At 60.9% G+C, this 15,236-nt stretch carries 13 protein-coding genes; 3 read left to right on the top strand and 10 right to left on the bottom strand.

The window, feature by feature from the left end:
• Positions 1-4: 4 nt before the first annotated feature.
• The 6 genes from ccoO (HKK53_RS10515) to ccoN (HKK53_RS10490) form a co-directional block, all read right to left on the bottom strand.
• Complete coding sequence (ccoO, locus tag HKK53_RS10515) at positions 5-613, bottom strand: cytochrome-c oxidase, cbb3-type subunit II (protein WP_054054085.1); 609 nt, start codon at positions 611-613, stop codon at positions 5-7.
• A complete protein-coding gene (ccoN, locus tag HKK53_RS10510; RefSeq protein ID WP_133836741.1) occupies positions 613-2,055 on the bottom strand; it encodes a cytochrome-c oxidase, cbb3-type subunit I in 1,443 nt (480 codons plus the stop codon). The genes ccoO (HKK53_RS10515) and ccoN (HKK53_RS10510) overlap by 1 nt, the downstream gene beginning before the upstream one ends.
• A gap of 481 nt (positions 2,056-2,536) precedes the next feature.
• Positions 2,537-3,490, bottom strand: coding sequence for a cytochrome-c oxidase, cbb3-type subunit III (gene ccoP, locus HKK53_RS10505; protein WP_169370770.1), 954 nt, complete (start codon positions 3,488-3,490; stop codon positions 2,537-2,539).
• Positions 3,487-3,705, bottom strand: a complete 219-nt coding sequence (locus HKK53_RS10500; RefSeq protein WP_169370769.1) for a cbb3-type cytochrome oxidase subunit 3 — start codon at positions 3,703-3,705, stop codon at positions 3,487-3,489. Before HKK53_RS10500 ends, ccoP begins: the two co-directional genes overlap by 4 nt.
• Before the next feature lie 3 nt (positions 3,706-3,708).
• The gene (gene ccoO, locus HKK53_RS10495; RefSeq protein ID WP_169370768.1) at positions 3,709-4,317 is read right to left on the bottom strand and encodes a cytochrome-c oxidase, cbb3-type subunit II; all 609 of its coding nucleotides are present in this window, start codon (positions 4,315-4,317) and stop codon (positions 3,709-3,711) included.
• A 10-nt stretch (positions 4,318-4,327) separates the two neighbouring features.
• Positions 4,328-5,752 (bottom strand): cytochrome-c oxidase, cbb3-type subunit I, encoded by a 1,425-nt coding sequence (gene ccoN / locus HKK53_RS10490; RefSeq protein WP_169370767.1) that lies wholly within the window; start codon positions 5,750-5,752, stop codon positions 4,328-4,330.
• Between the two features lie 95 nt (positions 5,753-5,847).
• Here ccoN (HKK53_RS10490) and HKK53_RS10485 point away from each other — a divergent pair, with 95 nt between their 5' ends.
• The gene (locus HKK53_RS10485) at positions 5,848-6,525 is read left to right on the top strand and encodes an alpha/beta family hydrolase (RefSeq protein WP_169370766.1); all 678 of its coding nucleotides are present in this window, start codon (positions 5,848-5,850) and stop codon (positions 6,523-6,525) included.
• A gap of 130 nt (positions 6,526-6,655) precedes the next feature.
• On the opposite strand, the gene HKK53_RS10480 is transcribed toward HKK53_RS10485, so the two are convergent.
• From HKK53_RS10480 to acnA, 3 genes are all read right to left on the bottom strand, one after another.
• Positions 6,656-8,221: a methyl-accepting chemotaxis protein gene (locus HKK53_RS10480; RefSeq protein WP_169370765.1), complete on the bottom strand. Its 1,566-nt coding sequence runs from the start codon at positions 8,219-8,221 to the stop codon at positions 6,656-6,658.
• 103 nt (positions 8,222-8,324) lie between these two features.
• Positions 8,325-9,116 carry a CPBP family intramembrane glutamic endopeptidase gene (locus HKK53_RS10475; RefSeq protein WP_169370764.1) on the bottom strand — a complete coding sequence of 264 codons (792 nt, stop codon included), beginning with the start codon at positions 9,114-9,116 and terminating at the stop codon, positions 8,325-8,327.
• Between the two features lie 142 nt (positions 9,117-9,258).
• Positions 9,259-12,000 carry an aconitate hydratase AcnA gene (acnA, locus tag HKK53_RS10470; RefSeq protein WP_169370763.1) on the bottom strand — a complete coding sequence of 914 codons (2,742 nt, stop codon included), beginning with the start codon at positions 11,998-12,000 and terminating at the stop codon, positions 9,259-9,261.
• A gap of 210 nt (positions 12,001-12,210) precedes the next feature.
• Between acnA and rlmM the strand changes: the two genes are divergently transcribed.
• Positions 12,211-13,284 carry a 23S rRNA (cytidine(2498)-2'-O)-methyltransferase RlmM gene (rlmM, locus tag HKK53_RS10465; RefSeq protein ID WP_133836750.1) on the top strand — a complete coding sequence of 358 codons (1,074 nt, stop codon included), beginning with the start codon at positions 12,211-12,213 and terminating at the stop codon, positions 13,282-13,284.
• A 185-nt stretch (positions 13,285-13,469) separates the two neighbouring features.
• Entirely contained in the window at positions 13,470-13,721 is a 252-nt protein-coding gene (gene tusA / locus HKK53_RS10460; protein WP_123403368.1) for a sulfurtransferase TusA, read from the top strand.
• Here the strand turns inward: tusA and HKK53_RS10455 are convergent.
• Positions 13,718-15,127: an MATE family efflux transporter gene (locus HKK53_RS10455; protein WP_169370762.1), complete on the bottom strand. Its 1,410-nt coding sequence runs from the start codon at positions 15,125-15,127 to the stop codon at positions 13,718-13,720. The genes tusA and HKK53_RS10455 overlap by 4 nt on opposite strands.
• Positions 15,128-15,236: the final 109 nt, after the last annotated feature.

Here is a 15,236-nt window from a genome sequence, read left to right as displayed (position 1 = left end):
TAGATCACCGTTTGCTTTTGATGATGGTGCCCAGGCCTTGCAGATAGGCCACCAGCGCGTCCATTTCGGTCTTGCCCTTCACCGCATCCTTGGCACCGGCGATGTCTTCGTCGGTGTAAGGGACGCCGAGCGTGCGCAGGACTTCCAGTTTCTTGGCGGTGTCCTTGCCGTCGAGCTTGTTTTCCACGAGGAACGGGTAGGCCGGCATTTTCGACTCAGGCACCACGTTGCGCGGGTTGTACAAGTGCGCACGCTGCCAGTCATCGGAGTAACGACCGCCGACACGGGCCAGGTCCGGACCGGTACGCTTGGAACCCCACAGGAACGGGTGGTCCCAGACGCTTTCACCGGCGACCGAGTAGTGGCCGTAACGTTCGGTTTCAGCACGGAACGGGCGGATCATCTGCGAGTGGCAGCCGACACAACCGTTGGCGATGAACACGTCGCGTCCTTCGACTTCAAGCGCGGGACGAGGCTTCATGCCTTCGACCGGCTTGTTGGTGACGTCCTGGAAAAACAGCGGAACGATCTGGGTCAGGCCGCCGATGCTGACGGCGATAACCATGAAGAAGGCCAGCAGGCCAATATTCTTCTCGACTGCTTCATGCTTCATCAGTGAGCTCCAACTACAGCAATCTGAGCGGCGGCTTCGGCTTCAACCGGGTTCGAGGCGCGTACGGTACGGAATACGTTGTAGGCCATGAACAGCATGCCGCTGGCAAAGAACGCACCGCCCAGGGCGCGAACGATGAAACCAGGGTGGCTGGCTTGCAGCGCTTCAACGAACGAGTAGGTGAGGGTGCCGTCATCGTTGATTGCACGCCACATCAGGCCCTGGGTGATGCCGTTGACCCACATCGAAGCGATGTACAGCACGGTACCGATGGTCGCGAGCCAGAAGTGCGTGTTGATCAGGCCGATGCTGTGCATCTGCGTGCGACCGAACAGTTTCGGGATCATGTGGTAGATCGCGCCGATCGAAATCATCGCTACCCAGCCGAGCGCGCCGGCGTGTACGTGGCCGATGGTCCAGTCGGTGTAGTGCGAGAGCGAGTTGACGGTCTTGATCGCCATCATCGGGCCTTCGAAGGTCGACATGCCGTAGAACGCCAGCGAGACCACGAGGAAGCGCAGGATCGGGTCGGTGCGCAACTTATGCCAGGCGCCCGACAGGGTCATCATGCCGTTGATCATGCCGCCCCAGCTTGGCGCGAGCAGGATGATCGACATCGCCATGCCCAGGGACTGCGCCCAATCCGGCAACGCGGTGTAGTGCAAGTGGTGCGGACCGGCCCAGATGTACAGGGTGATCAGCGCCCAGAAGTGCACGATGGACAGGCGATAGGAGTAGATCGGACGTTCGGCCTGTTTCGGCACGAAGTAGTACATCATCCCCAGGAAACCGGTGGTCAGGAAGAAGCCCACCGCGTTGTGGCCGTACCACCACTGGATCATCGCGTCCGTCGCACCCGAGTAGGCCGAGTAGGACTTGAACAGGCTGACCGGCAGCGACATGTGGTTGACGATGTGCAGCATCGCGGTCACGACGATGAACGCGCCGTAGAACCAGTTACCGACATAGATGTGCTTGGTCTTGCGCTTGACGATGGTGCCGAAGAACACCAGGCCGTAAACGACCCAGACGACGGCCAGCAGAATAGCCAGTGGCCATTCCAGTTCGGCGTATTCCTTGGTGGTGGTGTAACCCAGCGGCAAGGTGACGATGGCGCCGATGATCACCGCTTGCCAACCCCAGAAGTGGAAGGCCGCGAGGCTGTCGGAAATCAGTCGCGTTTGGCAGGTTCGCTGCACGACGTAATAAGAAGTGGCAAACAGTGCACAACCACCGAAGGCGAAAATCACCAGGTTGGTGTGCAACGGGCGTAAGCGTCCAAAAGTCGTCCACGGCAGACCGAAGTTCAATTCCGGCCATACAAGCTGTGAGGCGATGAAGACACCAAGCCCCATGCCAAGGATCCCCCAGACCACCGTCATGATGGCGAACTGGCGGACTACCTTATAGTTATAAGCAGTCGGACTGATTGCTGTGCTCATTCTAAGGTTCCACGGTTTGGGTGTTTTATTAGGATAAAAATCGGCCGCAAGTATGTAGAAAGCAGGGGGGCATTGCAACGCACCATGACCTGGGTCAATGCTTTCAGAAGCTGATTCTGCGGCCTTTCCATGCGCCGCGTAAGGACAAAATCGGCCCCGGACAAAATGTCGCAGCAGACGAAAAAGGCGAGGGGTTCAGGTCAGTTGTAACGGGGTGTGTTGAAACGCAACGAAAGGGTGAGCGATGGCATTTGGCACGACAGCCGGTATCTACCAGCCTTTGCGGCCTGTCATCGAGCAGATTCGTTGAACACATCGGCTAATGTCGACCTGGAACCGGTACTTTGCCAGTCCGCATCGAGCAAGCGTAGACCCGAATCCGGGGAACCGAAAGGGCGACTAATTGAGGGTGCGACAATGGGTCGCAAAGAAGCAGGGAACTGCCGCATCCGGGAGAATGCGGCAGCAGAGCGGTCAAGAATTATTCGCTTTTGCCTTCAGCCTGCAAGCGCTCGGTGCTGACACCGTTCGACAAGCTGAAAACATAGGCGGCCAGCAGTTGCACCTTATCGTTGCCGAGCAGTTCGTTCTGCGCCGGCATATGGCCCTGGCGGCCATGACGAATGGTTTGTTGCAGCTGCGCCAGGCTTGAACCGTAGATGAATCCGGCCGGGTGCGTCAGGTTCGGCGCGCCCATGGCTTCAGTGCCCTGGCCGTTTGCCCCGTGACAGGCTACGCAAGTGGTGCTGAACAATTGCTGACCGGCTTGTACATCGGCGTTGCTGTCGGCGGGCAACGGCAGGCCGGCCAGTTCATGACGCACATACGCGGCCACGTTTTTCACGCCAGCCTCACCGAGAATTTCACCCCAGGCCGGCATCGCTGCCATCCGACCGCCCATGATCGTGGTCTTGATCATGTCGGCGTCGCCGCCCCAGCGCCAATCACGGTCCGCCAGGTTGGGGAAGCCGAAGGCGCCCTTGGCGTCCGAGCCGTGACACACCGCGCAATTGGAGGCAAACAGGCGACCGCCCATTTTCAGCGCTTGCGGGTCTTTCGCCACTTCTTCCACCGGCATCGCGGCGAATTTGGCGAAGATCGGTCCGAACCGGGCGTCAGCCTTGTTCATTTCCTTTTCCCACTCGTGGACGCCGGTCCAGCCGTCCTCGTAGCCCGGCAGTACGCCTTTCCAGTTGCCCAGGCCCGGATACAGAACCAGATAGCCCACGGCGAACACCAAGGTGCCGGCGAACAGCATGAACCACCACTGCGGCAGCGGGTTGTCGTACTCCTCGATGCCGTCGAAGCTGTGGCCCATGGTCTGGTCGACGCTGCCCTTGGTCTCGCCCTTGCGGGTGCCGATCAACAGCCAGGTCAGGCCGATCAGGCTGCCGATGGTCAGTACGCAGATCCACGTACTCCAGAAGGTGGTCATGGCCGGGTACTCCTTGGTTCAGGTTCTTGGGTGGCGTCATCGGGGTTCAACTCGTCGGCGAACGGCAGCATTCGCGCTTCAGCGAATTCCGGGCTGCGCTTGCCGCTGAACACCCACAACGCCAGGCCGACGAAGGCCACGAACACCACGACCGTGCCCAGGCCGCGGATCATTCCGCTGCTCATCACGCTGACTATTTCAAAGGGAATGGCCATGGCTCACCTCTTGCTCTTGATGGCAGTGCCAAGCACTTGCAGGTAGGCGACGAGTGCGTCCATTTCGGTCTTGCCCTTGAGCGAGGCGACGGCACCGGTAATGTCGTCGTCGCTGTATGGCACGCCGAGGGTGCGCATGGCCTTGATCTTGGTTTCGGTGTGGCTGCTGTCGAGCGAGTTGGCGACCAACCATGGGTAGCCGGGCATTTTCGATTCCGGCACGACGTTGCGCGGGTTGTACAGATGCGCGCGGTGCCAGTCTTCGGAGTAGCGACCGCCGACCCGTGCCAGGTCCGGCCCGGTACGTTTCGAGCCCCACAGGAACGGGTGATCCCAGACGCTTTCACCGGCGACCGAGTAGTGGCCGTAGCGTTCGGTTTCGGCGCGGAACGGCCGGATCATCTGCGAATGGCAGCCGACGCAACCTTCGCGGATGTAGATGTCGCGACCTTCCAGTTGCAGCGCGGTGTAGGGCTTCATGCCTTCCACCGGTTTATTGGTTACGTCCTGGAAGAACAGCGGGACGATCTGGGTCAGACCGCCGATGCTGACGGCCAGGACCATCAGCAACAGCAGCAGGCCGACGTTTTTCTCGATGGTTTCGTGTTTCATGGCGGACTCCTCAGGCCATCTGCGCGGCAGCGGCGGCTTCGGCAGGCTGCGAGGCCCGCACGGTGCGCCAGGTGTTGTAGGCCATCAGCAACATGCCGCTGAAGAAGATCGCACCGCCCACCAACCGCACGACGAAGCCTGGGTGGCTGGCCACCAGGGTTTCGACGAAGGAGTAGGTCAGCGTGCCGTCTTCGTTGACAGCGCGCCACATGAGGCCCTGGGCGATGCCGTTGACCCACATCGACGCGATGTAGAGCACGGTGCCGATTGTCGCGAGCCAGAAGTGCGCGTTGATCAGGCCGAGGCTGTGCATCTGCTGGCGGCCGAAGATTTTCGGGATCATGTGGTACAGCGCGCCGATGGAAATCATCGCCACCCAACCGAGCGCGCCGGCGTGAACGTGGCCGATGGTCCAGTCGGTGTAGTGGGAGAGGGCGTTGACGGTTTTGATCGCCATCATCGGCCCTTCGAAGGTCGACATGCCGTAGAACGCCAGCGAGACCACGAGGAAGCGCAGGATCGGGTCGCTGCGCAACTTATGCCAGGCGCCGGAGAGCGTCATCATGCCGTTGATCATCCCGCCCCAGCTTGGCGCCAGCAGGATCAGCGACATCACCATGCCCAGCGACTGTGCCCAGTCCGGCAACGCGGTGTAGTGCAAATGGTGCGGGCCGGCCCAGATGTAGAGGGTGATCAACGCCCAGAAGTGCACGATCGACAAACGATACGAGTACACCGGACGCTCGGCCTGTTTCGGCACGAAGTAATACATCATCCCGAGGAAGCCTGCGGTCAGGAAGAAACCCACCGCGTTGTGGCCGTACCACCACTGCACCATGGCGTCGGTTGCGCCGCCGTACAGCGAGTAGGACTTGGTCCAGCTGACCGGGATTTCCAGGTTGTTGACGATGTGCAGGATCGCCACGGTGACGATGAACGCGCCGAAGAACCAGTTACCGACGTAGATGTGCTTGGTCTTGCGCTTGGCCAGTGTGCCGAAGAACACGATGGCGTAGGCGACCCAGACGATGGTGATCAGGATGTCGATCGGCCATTCCAGCTCGGCGTATTCCTTGGAACTGGTGTAGCCCAGCGGCAGGCTGACGGCCGCCAGGACAATCACCAGTTGCCAGCCCCAGAAGCAGAACTGGGCGATTCTTGGGGCAAACAGTTGGGTCTGGCAGGTGCGCTGCACCGAATAGAACGAACTGGCGAACAGGGCGCAACCGCCGAAAGCGAAGATCACCGCGTTGGTGTGCAGCGGGCGCAAACGGCCGAAGCTGGTCCACGGCAAATTGAAGTTGAGTTCGGGCCAGACCAATTGAGCGGCGAGAAAAACCCCGAGCCCCATGCCGACGATGCCCCACACCACCGTCATAATGGCGAATTGGCGGACCACCTTGTAGTTGTAGGCGGTACTGATAGAAGTGTTCATGGTTCCCCATCCACGGTTCAGCCGAAGTGAAGGCGCTGCGCAAGGCAAGCGCTTCCTTCGCCTGGAGTTATAGGCAGACTAAAAGCGAGGCAAGCATGGACAAAGAGCACAAGGCCAGTATTGACGGGGATCAATGGGCGCGGTGTGTGCAGGATCATGGCTGGCTGTGGAATGCCGCCTCGACGCCGTCATCGACCACGCTTATTCTCGCCCACGGCGCGGGTGCGCCGATGGACAGCGGCTGGATGAACGACATGGCCGCGCGCCTTGCCGCCTCTGGGGTCAACGTGTTGCGCTTCGAGTTTCCGTACATGGCACAACGGCGCATCGATGGCGGTAAACGCCCACCGAATCCGGCACCGAAACTGCTCGAATGCTGGCATGAGGTGTATGCCCAGGTGCGACGCCATGTCACTGGGCGCCTGGCCATTGGTGGCAAGTCCATGGGCGGGCGGATGGCCAGTTTGCTGGCGGATGAATTGGGCGCGGATGCGCTGGTCTGTCTGGGTTATCCGTTTTATGCCGTGGGTAAGCCGGAGAAACCGCGGGTCGAGCATTTGGCCGGGCTGAAGACCCGGACCTTGATTGTCCAGGGCGAACGGGATGCGTTGGGCAATCGCGAGGCGGTCGAGGGTTATGCGTTGTCACCGAGCATCGAGGTGTTCTGGCGAGTGGCGGGGGATCATGATTTGAAACCGTTGAAGGCTTCGGGGTTTAGCCATGAGCAGCATTTGGCGGCTGCGGCGCAGAAGGTGGCTGATTTCCTTCGCTAAGTGATCGTTCCCGCGCTCCGCGTGGGAATGCAGCCCGGGACGCTCCGCGTCCCAACAGCGGACGCAGAGCGTCCATTGAGGCATTCCCACGCAGAGCGTGGGAACGATCATCACGCCCTGGCAACGAAGATCAGCGGTTAAACCGCTCCACCAGCGAATACTGGGTACTGGCCGTCTTCGTCAGCTCTTCACTCAACAACGCCGAGTGTTGCGCCTGTTCAGACGTCTGGTCCGCCAGTTGCGAGATGTTGCTGATGTTGCGGCTGATCTCTTCGGCCACCGAGCTTTGCTCTTCGGTAGCAGCGGCGATTTGCGTAGTCATGTCGGTGATATGGGCCACCGCTTCGCTGATGCCGATCAAGGCCTGGTCGGCTTCCAAGACCCGCGCCACACCTTCTTCGGCCTGGCGATGCCCGGCGTCCATGGTTTGTACGGCGGTGTTGGCGGTTTGTTGCAGCTTGGCGATCAGCGCGTGAATCTGTCCGGTGGACTCGCTGGTGCGTTGCGCCAGTTGGCGCACTTCGTCGGCCACGACCGCGAAACCACGGCCCATTTCACCGGCGCGCGCCGCTTCGATGGCGGCGTTCAGTGCCAGCAGGTTGGTCTGGTCGGCGATGCCTTTGATCACATCGACCACGCCACCGATTTCGTCGCTGTCCTTGGCCAGTTGGGTCACGGTCAGGCCGGTTTCACCCACCACCACCGACAGGCGCTGGATGGCTTCGCGGGTTTCCCCGGCAATGTCACGACCGCGACTGGTCAGGCGATTGGCTTCCTGGGTAGCGTCAGCGGTGCGTTGCACGTGGCTGGCGACTTCCTGGGTGGTGGCGGCCATCTGGTTGACGGCGGTGGCCACTTGCTCGGTTTCGACGCGCTGACGTTCCAGGCCGTTGGAGCTGTTGTGCGCCAGGGTGTCGGACTGCTTGGCTTGCTCGGTCAGGTGCTCGGCGGTGTCCTGCAGACGGGTCAGGCAGGTCTTCAGACGCGCTTCCTGGCTGAGGATCGACATCTCCAGACGCGCCTGGGCACCACGGCTGTCGGTGTACATCTGCGCGATCAGCGGGTCGGATGTGGTTTGCCCGGCCAGGACCAGCAGGCGCTTGAGCCCGCGCTGTTGCCAGCTCAAACCCATCAGGCCCAGCGGCACCGACAAACCGGCGGCCAAGGCAAAACCCCACTGGGAGTTGAGCGAGGCACCGATCATGAAGCTGATCTGGCTGATCAGAATAAACGGCACCCAGTCCTGCAGGATCGGCAGCCATTTGTCTGACGAAGGAATCGCCGACTTGCCCTGGTTGATGCGTTGGTAGAGCGCTTCGGCCCGGCGGATCTGCTCGGCGGTGGGTTTGATCCGCACCGACTCGTAACCGACCACCTGATTGCCTTCGAACACCGGCGTGACATAGGCGTTAACCCAGTAGTGATCACCGGTCTTGCAGCGATTCTTGACAATGCCCATCCATGGCAAGCCTTGTTTCAATGTGCCCCACATATGCGCGAACACCGCTGCCGGGACGTCAGGGTGACGAACCAGGTTGTGCGGCGCACGGATCAGCTCTTCACGGGAAAACCCACTGATTTCGACGAAAGCGTCGTTGCAGTAAGTGATCACGCCCTTGGCGTCGGTCGTGGAAATCAACCGTTGCTGAGCCGGAAAGGTCCGTTCGCGTTGTGTAGTGGGTTGGTTATTACGCATGGCTTTTTCAATCCGCAAGGCTTTGACAGGGTGTCGGCATGGTCAGGAATTTATTGAAATTATTTTTCAATAATCAGCGCCGCGTCGCAAAACGACTGTTGCGTCATGCCGCGAGCATCGGATAGGTGAACAGGCCGAAATGCAGCAGGTTCAAGCCGAAATGGGTAGCGATGGCCGCACCCAACCCGCCAAATCGGTAGGCCAGACCATAGCCGACCCCTGCCAGGCCCGCCAGTAACACCCATTGCCAGCCAGCGCCCAGATGCGCCAAGCCGAACAGCAGCGAAGCGAGCAACAACGCGAGGTTTTCGCCATAGGGCAGGTGTTTGAAACGCCGGCTCAAACCGCCCTGGATGTAGCCGCGAAACAGCGCTTCTTCGACCAGGGTCACCAGCAGCAGATTGTTCAAGACCCACAGCCAGGCGTGGTCCGGCCATTTTGGTGCCCAACTGATCATGCCCAACAGCAAGGCACCACCGAGGGCGAGCACGACACTCAGGGTCAAGGCGAGGGCGGTGGCGTAGATCGACAGCCGCAGCGAGCGCCGGCCAACAATCCATGGGCAGACCAGCAACAACCAGAAACCAATCAGTGGTTTGTCCTGGTTCACATACATGGAAAACGGCACGGCATCGTCGGTGAACCGCTGCGGGTCGATGCCGCGACCGTTGTAGAAGCCCGGCAGCCAATGCATCGCCAGCGCCAGGGCCAGGACGATGAACAAGCCGTGGCCGATGTAGCGGCCGGCCTGAATCTTTTGCTGGCGTACGGCGAAACCGGCGAACAGCAGCAGTGCGACTGTTATCGCAGCGAGCCAGCCGAGCTGGCCGTAGATCAGCGCTATTGCATAGCCGATGGAGAGGAGTGCCAGGTGGAGCCATGGCAGAGCGAGCATGGGAAGTCCTTTTTGAGCGATGGTGCTTTTGTCGCCGCGAAGATCGAAGGCTGCGAACTTTTCTGGGGCGCGCGATTATAAGGACGTACACCGCACAAACAAAAACACCGCCCGAAGGCGGTGTCTCTGTCAGCAACGATGCTTACGAGGCAATCAACTGTCGCAACACGTAATGCAAAATCCCCCCGGCCTTGAAGTACTCCACTTCATTCAGCGTATCGATCCGGCACAACACCTCGATCTTCTCGCTGCTGCCGTCTTCGCGGGTGATGACCAGCGTCAGGTTCATGCGCGGCGTCACTTCAACGCCGGTCAGACCAAGAATATCCACAGTCTCCTTACCGGTCAGGTTCAGGCTTTTGCGGTTCTGATCCAGCTTGAACTGCAACGGCAACACGCCCATGCCCACCAGGTTGGAACGGTGAATCCGCTCGAAGCTCTCGGCGATCACCGCCTTCACCCCCAGCAGATTGGTACCTTTGGCCGCCCAGTCGCGGCTCGAGCCGGTGCCGTATTCTTGCCCGGCGATTACCACCAGCGGCGTGCCCGACGCCTGATAACGCATCGCCGCGTCGTAGATCGGCAGGCGTTCGCCAGTGGGAATGTAGATCGTGTTGCCGCCTTCTTCGCCGCCGAGCATTTCATTGCGGATACGAATGTTGGCGAAGGTCCCGCGCATCATCACTTCATGGTTGCCGCGACGGGAGCCATAAGAGTTGAAGTCCCGCGGTTCAACGCCTTTCTCGCGCAGGTAATGACCAGCAGGGCTGTCGGCCTTGATGTTACCGGCGGGGGAGATGTGGTCGGTGGTCACCGAATCGCCGAGCAGCGCCAGCACGTTGGCCTTTTTCACGTCCCGGATGACCGGCGGCGGCCCACCGATGTCATCGAAGAACGGCGGATGCTGGATGTACGTCGAGTCTTCCTGCCACACATAGGTCGCCGCTTGTGGCACTTCAATCGCCTGCCACTGTTCGTCGCCGGCAAACACTTCGGCGTATTCCTTGTGGAACATCGCGGTGTTGACCTGATTCACCGCGTCGGCAATCTCCTGGGTGCTCGGCCAGATGTCGCGCAGGTACACCGGGTTGCCGTTCTGGTCATTGCCCAGGGGTTCACTGCTGATATCGATCCGCACCGTGCCGGCCAGCGCATAAGCGACGACCAGGGGCGGGGAGGCCAGCCAGTTGGTTTTCACCAGCGGATGCACCCGGCCTTCAAAGTTGCGGTTGCCGGACAGCACCGAAGCGACGGCCAGATCGGCCTTCTGAATGGCTTTCTCGATCGGTTCCGGCAGCGGCCCGGAGTTACCAATGCAGGTGGTGCAGCCATAACCGACCAGGGCAAAACCCAGTTCATCAAGGTATTGGGTCAGGCCAGCCGCCTTGTAATAGTCGGTGACCACTTTCGAGCCAGGCGCCAGGGAACTCTTGACCCACGGTTTGCGTTTCAGGCCTTTCTCGATGGCTTTCTTCGCCACCAGCCCGGCCGCCATCATCACGCTCGGGTTGGAAGTGTTGGTGCAAGAGGTGATCGCAGCGATGACCACCGCCCCGTTCTTCAGGCGATAGGTATGGCCTTCGGACTCGTAGTCCGCCTCGCCGATCAGGTCGGCATTACCCACCGCGACGCCACCGCCGCCTTCACTTTCCAGGCGACCTTCTTCCTTGCTGGTGGGTTTGATCTGCAGGCCGAGGAAATCGCTGAAGGCCTGGGCGACATTGGGCAGTGACACGCGGTCCTGCGGACGTTTCGGCCCGGCGAGGCTGGCTTCGACGCTGGCCATGTCCAGTTCCAGGCTGTCGGTGAAGATCGGTTCCTTGCCCGGCAGGCGCCACAGGCCTTGGGCCTTGGTGTAGGCCTCGACCAGCTTGACCACTTCCGGTGGGCGGCCGGACAGGCGCAGGTAGTCCAGCGTCACGTCGTCCACCGGGAAGAAGCCGCAGGTGGCGCCGTATTCCGGGGCCATGTTGGCGATGGTCGCGCGGTCTGCCAACGGCAGGTCGGCGAGGCCGTCACCGTAGAATTCGACGAATTTGCCGACCACACCCTTCTTGCGCAGCATCTGCGTGACGGTCAGCACCAGGTCAGTGGCGGTGATGCCTTCCTTGAGCTTGCCGGTGAGTTTGAAGCCAATCACTTCCGGAATCAGCATCGACACCGGTTGGCCGAGCATCGCCGCCTCCGCTTCGATCCCGCCGACGCCCCAGCCGAGCACGCCGAGGCCGTTGATCATGGTGGTATGGGAGTCGGTGCCGACCAGGGTGTCGGGGAACGCGTAGGTGCGGCCGTCCTCGTCCTTGGTCCAGACCGTACGCCCGAGGTATTCCAGGTTGACCTGGTGACAAATCCCGGTGCCCGGCGGCACCACGCTGAAGTTGTCGAAGGCACTCTGGCCCCAGCGCAGGAAGGCGTAACGCTCGCCGTTGCGCTGCATTTCAATGTCGACGTTCTGTTCGAACGCGCTGGAACTGGCGAATTTGTCGACCATTACGGAGTGGTCGATCACCAGATCCACCGGCGACAGCGGATTGATCCGCTGCGGATCGCCGCCAGCCTTGGCCATGGCGGCGCGCATGGCGGCGAGGTCGACCACGGCGGGTACGCCGGTGAAGTCCTGCATTAATACCCGGGCCGGGCGGTACTGGATTTCACGGTCGGAGCGGCGTTCCTTGAGCCACGCGGCAATCGCCTTGAGGTCGGCGCCGGTGACGGTTTTTTCGTCCTCCCAGCGCAGCAGGTTTTCCAGCAGCACTTTCAACGACATCGGCAGCTTGTCGAGATCACCGAGGCTCTTGGCAGCGTCGGGCAGACTGAAATAGTGGTACGTCTTGTCGTCGATTTGTAAGGTTTTAAGGGTTTTCAGGCTATCGAGGGACGGCATTTGAAATAACTCCTTTGGGTCCGCACGGCTACGGACTGACGGGACAAACAGAGCCTTTAACCTAGCCCTGTTTTAAGTAGCTGGCTAATTACTGGACTCTATCGACAAGTCCAAGGTTCCGAACTCGGCTATCATGCGCCGGTTTTCGTGACAGGCTTTGCTACAGGGCAAGTTTGCGCATCGATCATTGCCGATTGCCCAGGAGATTCAATGAACACCCTCTTTATGCATTGCCGGCCGGGCTTCGAAGGCGAAGTCTGTTCCGAGATTTCCGAACACGCCGCACGGCTGAACGTGGCCGGTTATGCCAAGGCCAAGACCGCCAGCGCCTGCGCCGAATTCATCTGCACCGAAGAAGACGGCGCCGCGCGCCTGATGCGCGGCCAGCGTTTCGCCGAGCTGATCTTCCCGCGCCAATGGGCGCGCGGGATGTTCATCGACCTGCCGGAAACCGACCGCATCAGCGTGATCCTCGCGCACATCGTCGACTTCCCGGTGTGCGGCAGCCTGTGGCTGGAAATGGTCGACACCAACGATGGCAAGGAACTGTCGAACTTCTGCAAGAAGTTCGAAGGTCACCTGCGCAAGGCGCTGATGGCCGCCGGCAAACTGGTGGAAGACGCCAGCAAGCCGAGGCTGCTGCTGACTTTCAAAAGCGGTCGTGAAGTGTTTGTCGGCCTGGCCGAGTCGAATAACTCGGCGATGTGGCCGATGGGCATTCCACGTCTGAAATTTCCGCGTGACGCGCCAAGCCGTTCGACCCTGAAGCTGGAAGAGGCCTGGCACCACTTTATCCCCCGGGATCAGTGGGACGAGCGCCTGCACAGCGACATGACCGGCGTTGACCTCGGTGCCGCACCGGGCGGCTGGACTTGGCAGCTGGTCAATCGCGGGATGCTGGTGACCGCCATCGACAACGGTCCTATGGCCGAAAGCCTGATGGACACCGGCCTGGTGCAGCACTTGATGGCCGACGGTTTCACCTTCAAGCCGCGCCAACCGGTGGACTGGATGGTCTGCGACATCGTCGAGAAACCGGCGCGCAACGCCGCGATGCTGGAAGAATGGATTGGTGAAGGCCATTGCCGTGAAGCGGTGGTCAACCTCAAGCTGCCGATGAAACAGCGTTACGCGGAAGTGAAGCGCTTGCTCGAACGCATCGCCGAAGGCTTCAAGGAGCGCGGGATCAAGGTCGAGATCGGCTGCAAGCAGCTGTACCACGACCGTGAAGAAGTGACCTGCCATTTGCGCCGGATCGATGTGAAGAAACCCAAGTCCCGCTGAGTTTGCACATTGATCGTTCCCACGCTCTGCGTGGGAATGCCGCCGGGGACGCTCCGCGTTCCGCCTTTGGATGTGACGCGGAGCGTCACGGGATGCATGCCCACGCAGAGCGTCGGAACGATCAGCTGTCAGTGACTAGAACCCCGGCAATGCGCGACAATGCCGGCCAGTTTCAGGAGTGAATCATGAGTGAAATGATTGATACGCCGGTAGACGGCACCCTCGACGCCACCGGCCTCAACTGCCCGGAGCCGGTGATGATGCTGCACCAGCACATCCGTGACCTGGCGCCCGGCGGCTTGCTGAAGGTGATCGCCACCGACCCGTCGACCCGTCGCGATATCCCCAAGTTCTGCGTGTTCCTCGACCATGAACTGGTCGGCCAGCATGAAGAGGCAGGCACCTACCTCTACTGGATCCGCAAGAAACTCGCTTAACCCGCCGACTTGCTGATGCGGATCCGCTTGCGTGCACTGCGCGCCAGGCGGATCGACAGCATCAGCGCCGCGCAACTCAAGCCCACGATCAAACCCTGCCACAGCCCGCTCGGGCCGCTCGGTGCGCCGAGCCAGTCGGTCAGGCCCAGGGCGTAACCCACCGGCAAACCAATCCCCCAATACGCGAACAAGGTCAGGATCATCGTCACCCGTGTGTCCTGATAACCGCGCAGTGCGCCGGCCGCGGTGACCTGGATCGCATCGGAAAACTGAAACAACGCCGAGTACACAATCAGCATCGCCGCGACGTGAATCACCGTCGGGTCAGTGGTGTAGATCGTGGCAATGTGTTCACGCAGCAACAGCATCATGCTCGCCGACAGGCAGGCATAGGCCAATGCGCTGCCCATGCCGACGCCTGCGGCGAAGCGCGCTTCCCGCGGTTCATTGCGGCCCAGGGCCTGGCCAACGCGTACGGTGACGGCCATGCCCAGCGAGTAAGGAATCATGAACACCAGAGAGCTGACGTTCAGCGCGATCTGGTGGCCGGCGACGACGGTCGCGCCGAGGCTACCGATCAGCAAGGCGATCACCGCGAAGATGCTCGATTCGGCAAACACCGCGATGCCGATTGGCAAGCCGATGCTCAGCAGGCGTTTGATCACCGTCCATTGCGGCCAGTCGAAACGGCTGAACAGCTCGCTTTTTTGGTAGGCCGGGGCCCAGTGCGTATAGGCGACCATGCCGAGGGCCATGAACCACATGACAATCCCCGTCGCCCAGCCACAGCCGGCGCCGCCCATGGCCGGTACGCCGAAGTGACCATAAATGAACACGTAATTGAGCGGGATGTTCAGCGCCAGGGCGCATAACCCGAGAATCATCGCCGGGCGCGTGCGGCCCATGCCGTCACTGAAACAGCGCAACACGTGATAGAACGCGACAGCGGGCAAACCGGCGGCAATGCCGTGCAGGTATTGCATGCACGGACCGATCAACTCGGGGTCGACCTTCATGAGGTGCAGGATCGGTTCGGCAGCGATGAGCATGGCGGTCGCCATCAACCCCACCACCAGTGCCAGCCACAGTGCCTGGCGCACGATCGGGCCGATTTCGCTGTGCGTGCCGGCGCCGAAACGCTGGGCGACTTTCGGCGTGGTCGCCAGCAAGGTGCCGGTCATCAACAGAAACACCGGCACCCAGATCGAGTTGCCCAACGCTACAGCCGCCAGATCTCGCGGCCCGACCCGGCCGGCCATCACCGCATCGACGAAGCCCATGGCGGTGGTCGCCAATTGCGCGATCATGATTGGCAGCGCCAGGGCGAACAGGGTTTTCAGCTCCAGACGAATCCGGGCCGGACGGGTGAGGGCGGTTGCAGCGGGTTGATCAGTCACGGAATTCAAGGGCGAAGCGTCCAAGGGTATTTGATGCGCAAGGGCGGCGCATTCTACCCGTTGACGCAGTAGTCAGGAAAAGAGCTGTGTTAGGGATTTGTAATCCTTTGGTGTGCTA

It is taken from the genome of Pseudomonas sp. ADAK7, assembly GCF_012935675.1.
GTDB lineage: Bacteria > Pseudomonadota > Gammaproteobacteria > Pseudomonadales > Pseudomonadaceae > Aquipseudomonas.
This window is presented reverse-complemented; position numbering and strand designations above follow the sequence as displayed.

Bases quoted from the DNA above. Each gene is read 5' to 3' on its own strand.
- ccoO (WP_054054085.1), bottom strand. From the start codon at position 613: ATGAAGCATGAAGCAGTCGAGAAGAATATTGGCCTGCTGGCCTTCTTC.
- ccoN (WP_133836741.1), bottom strand. From the start codon at position 2,055: ATGAGCACAGCAATCAGTCCGACTGCTTATAACTATAAGGTAGTCCGC.
- HKK53_RS10475 (WP_169370764.1), bottom strand. From the start codon at position 9,116: ATGCTCGCTCTGCCATGGCTCCACCTGGCACTCCTCTCCATCGGCTAT.
- ccoO (WP_169370768.1), bottom strand. From the start codon at position 4,317: ATGAAACACGAAACCATCGAGAAAAACGTCGGCCTGCTGCTGTTGCTG.
- HKK53_RS10500 (WP_169370769.1), bottom strand. From the start codon at position 3,705: ATGGCCATTCCCTTTGAAATAGTCAGCGTGATGAGCAGCGGAATGATC.
- HKK53_RS10480 (WP_169370765.1), bottom strand. From the start codon at position 8,221: ATGCGTAATAACCAACCCACTACACAACGCGAACGGACCTTTCCGGCT.
- HKK53_RS10485 (WP_169370766.1), top strand. From the start codon at position 5,848: ATGGACAAAGAGCACAAGGCCAGTATTGACGGGGATCAATGGGCGCGG.
- ccoP (WP_169370770.1), bottom strand. From the start codon at position 3,490: ATGACCACCTTCTGGAGTACGTGGATCTGCGTACTGACCATCGGCAGC.
- tusA (WP_123403368.1), top strand. From the start codon at position 13,470: ATGAGTGAAATGATTGATACGCCGGTAGACGGCACCCTCGACGCCACC.
- rlmM (WP_133836750.1), top strand. From the start codon at position 12,211: ATGAACACCCTCTTTATGCATTGCCGGCCGGGCTTCGAAGGCGAAGTC.
- acnA (WP_169370763.1), bottom strand. From the start codon at position 12,000: ATGCCGTCCCTCGATAGCCTGAAAACCCTTAAAACCTTACAAATCGAC.
- ccoN (WP_169370767.1), bottom strand. From the start codon at position 5,752: ATGAACACTTCTATCAGTACCGCCTACAACTACAAGGTGGTCCGCCAA.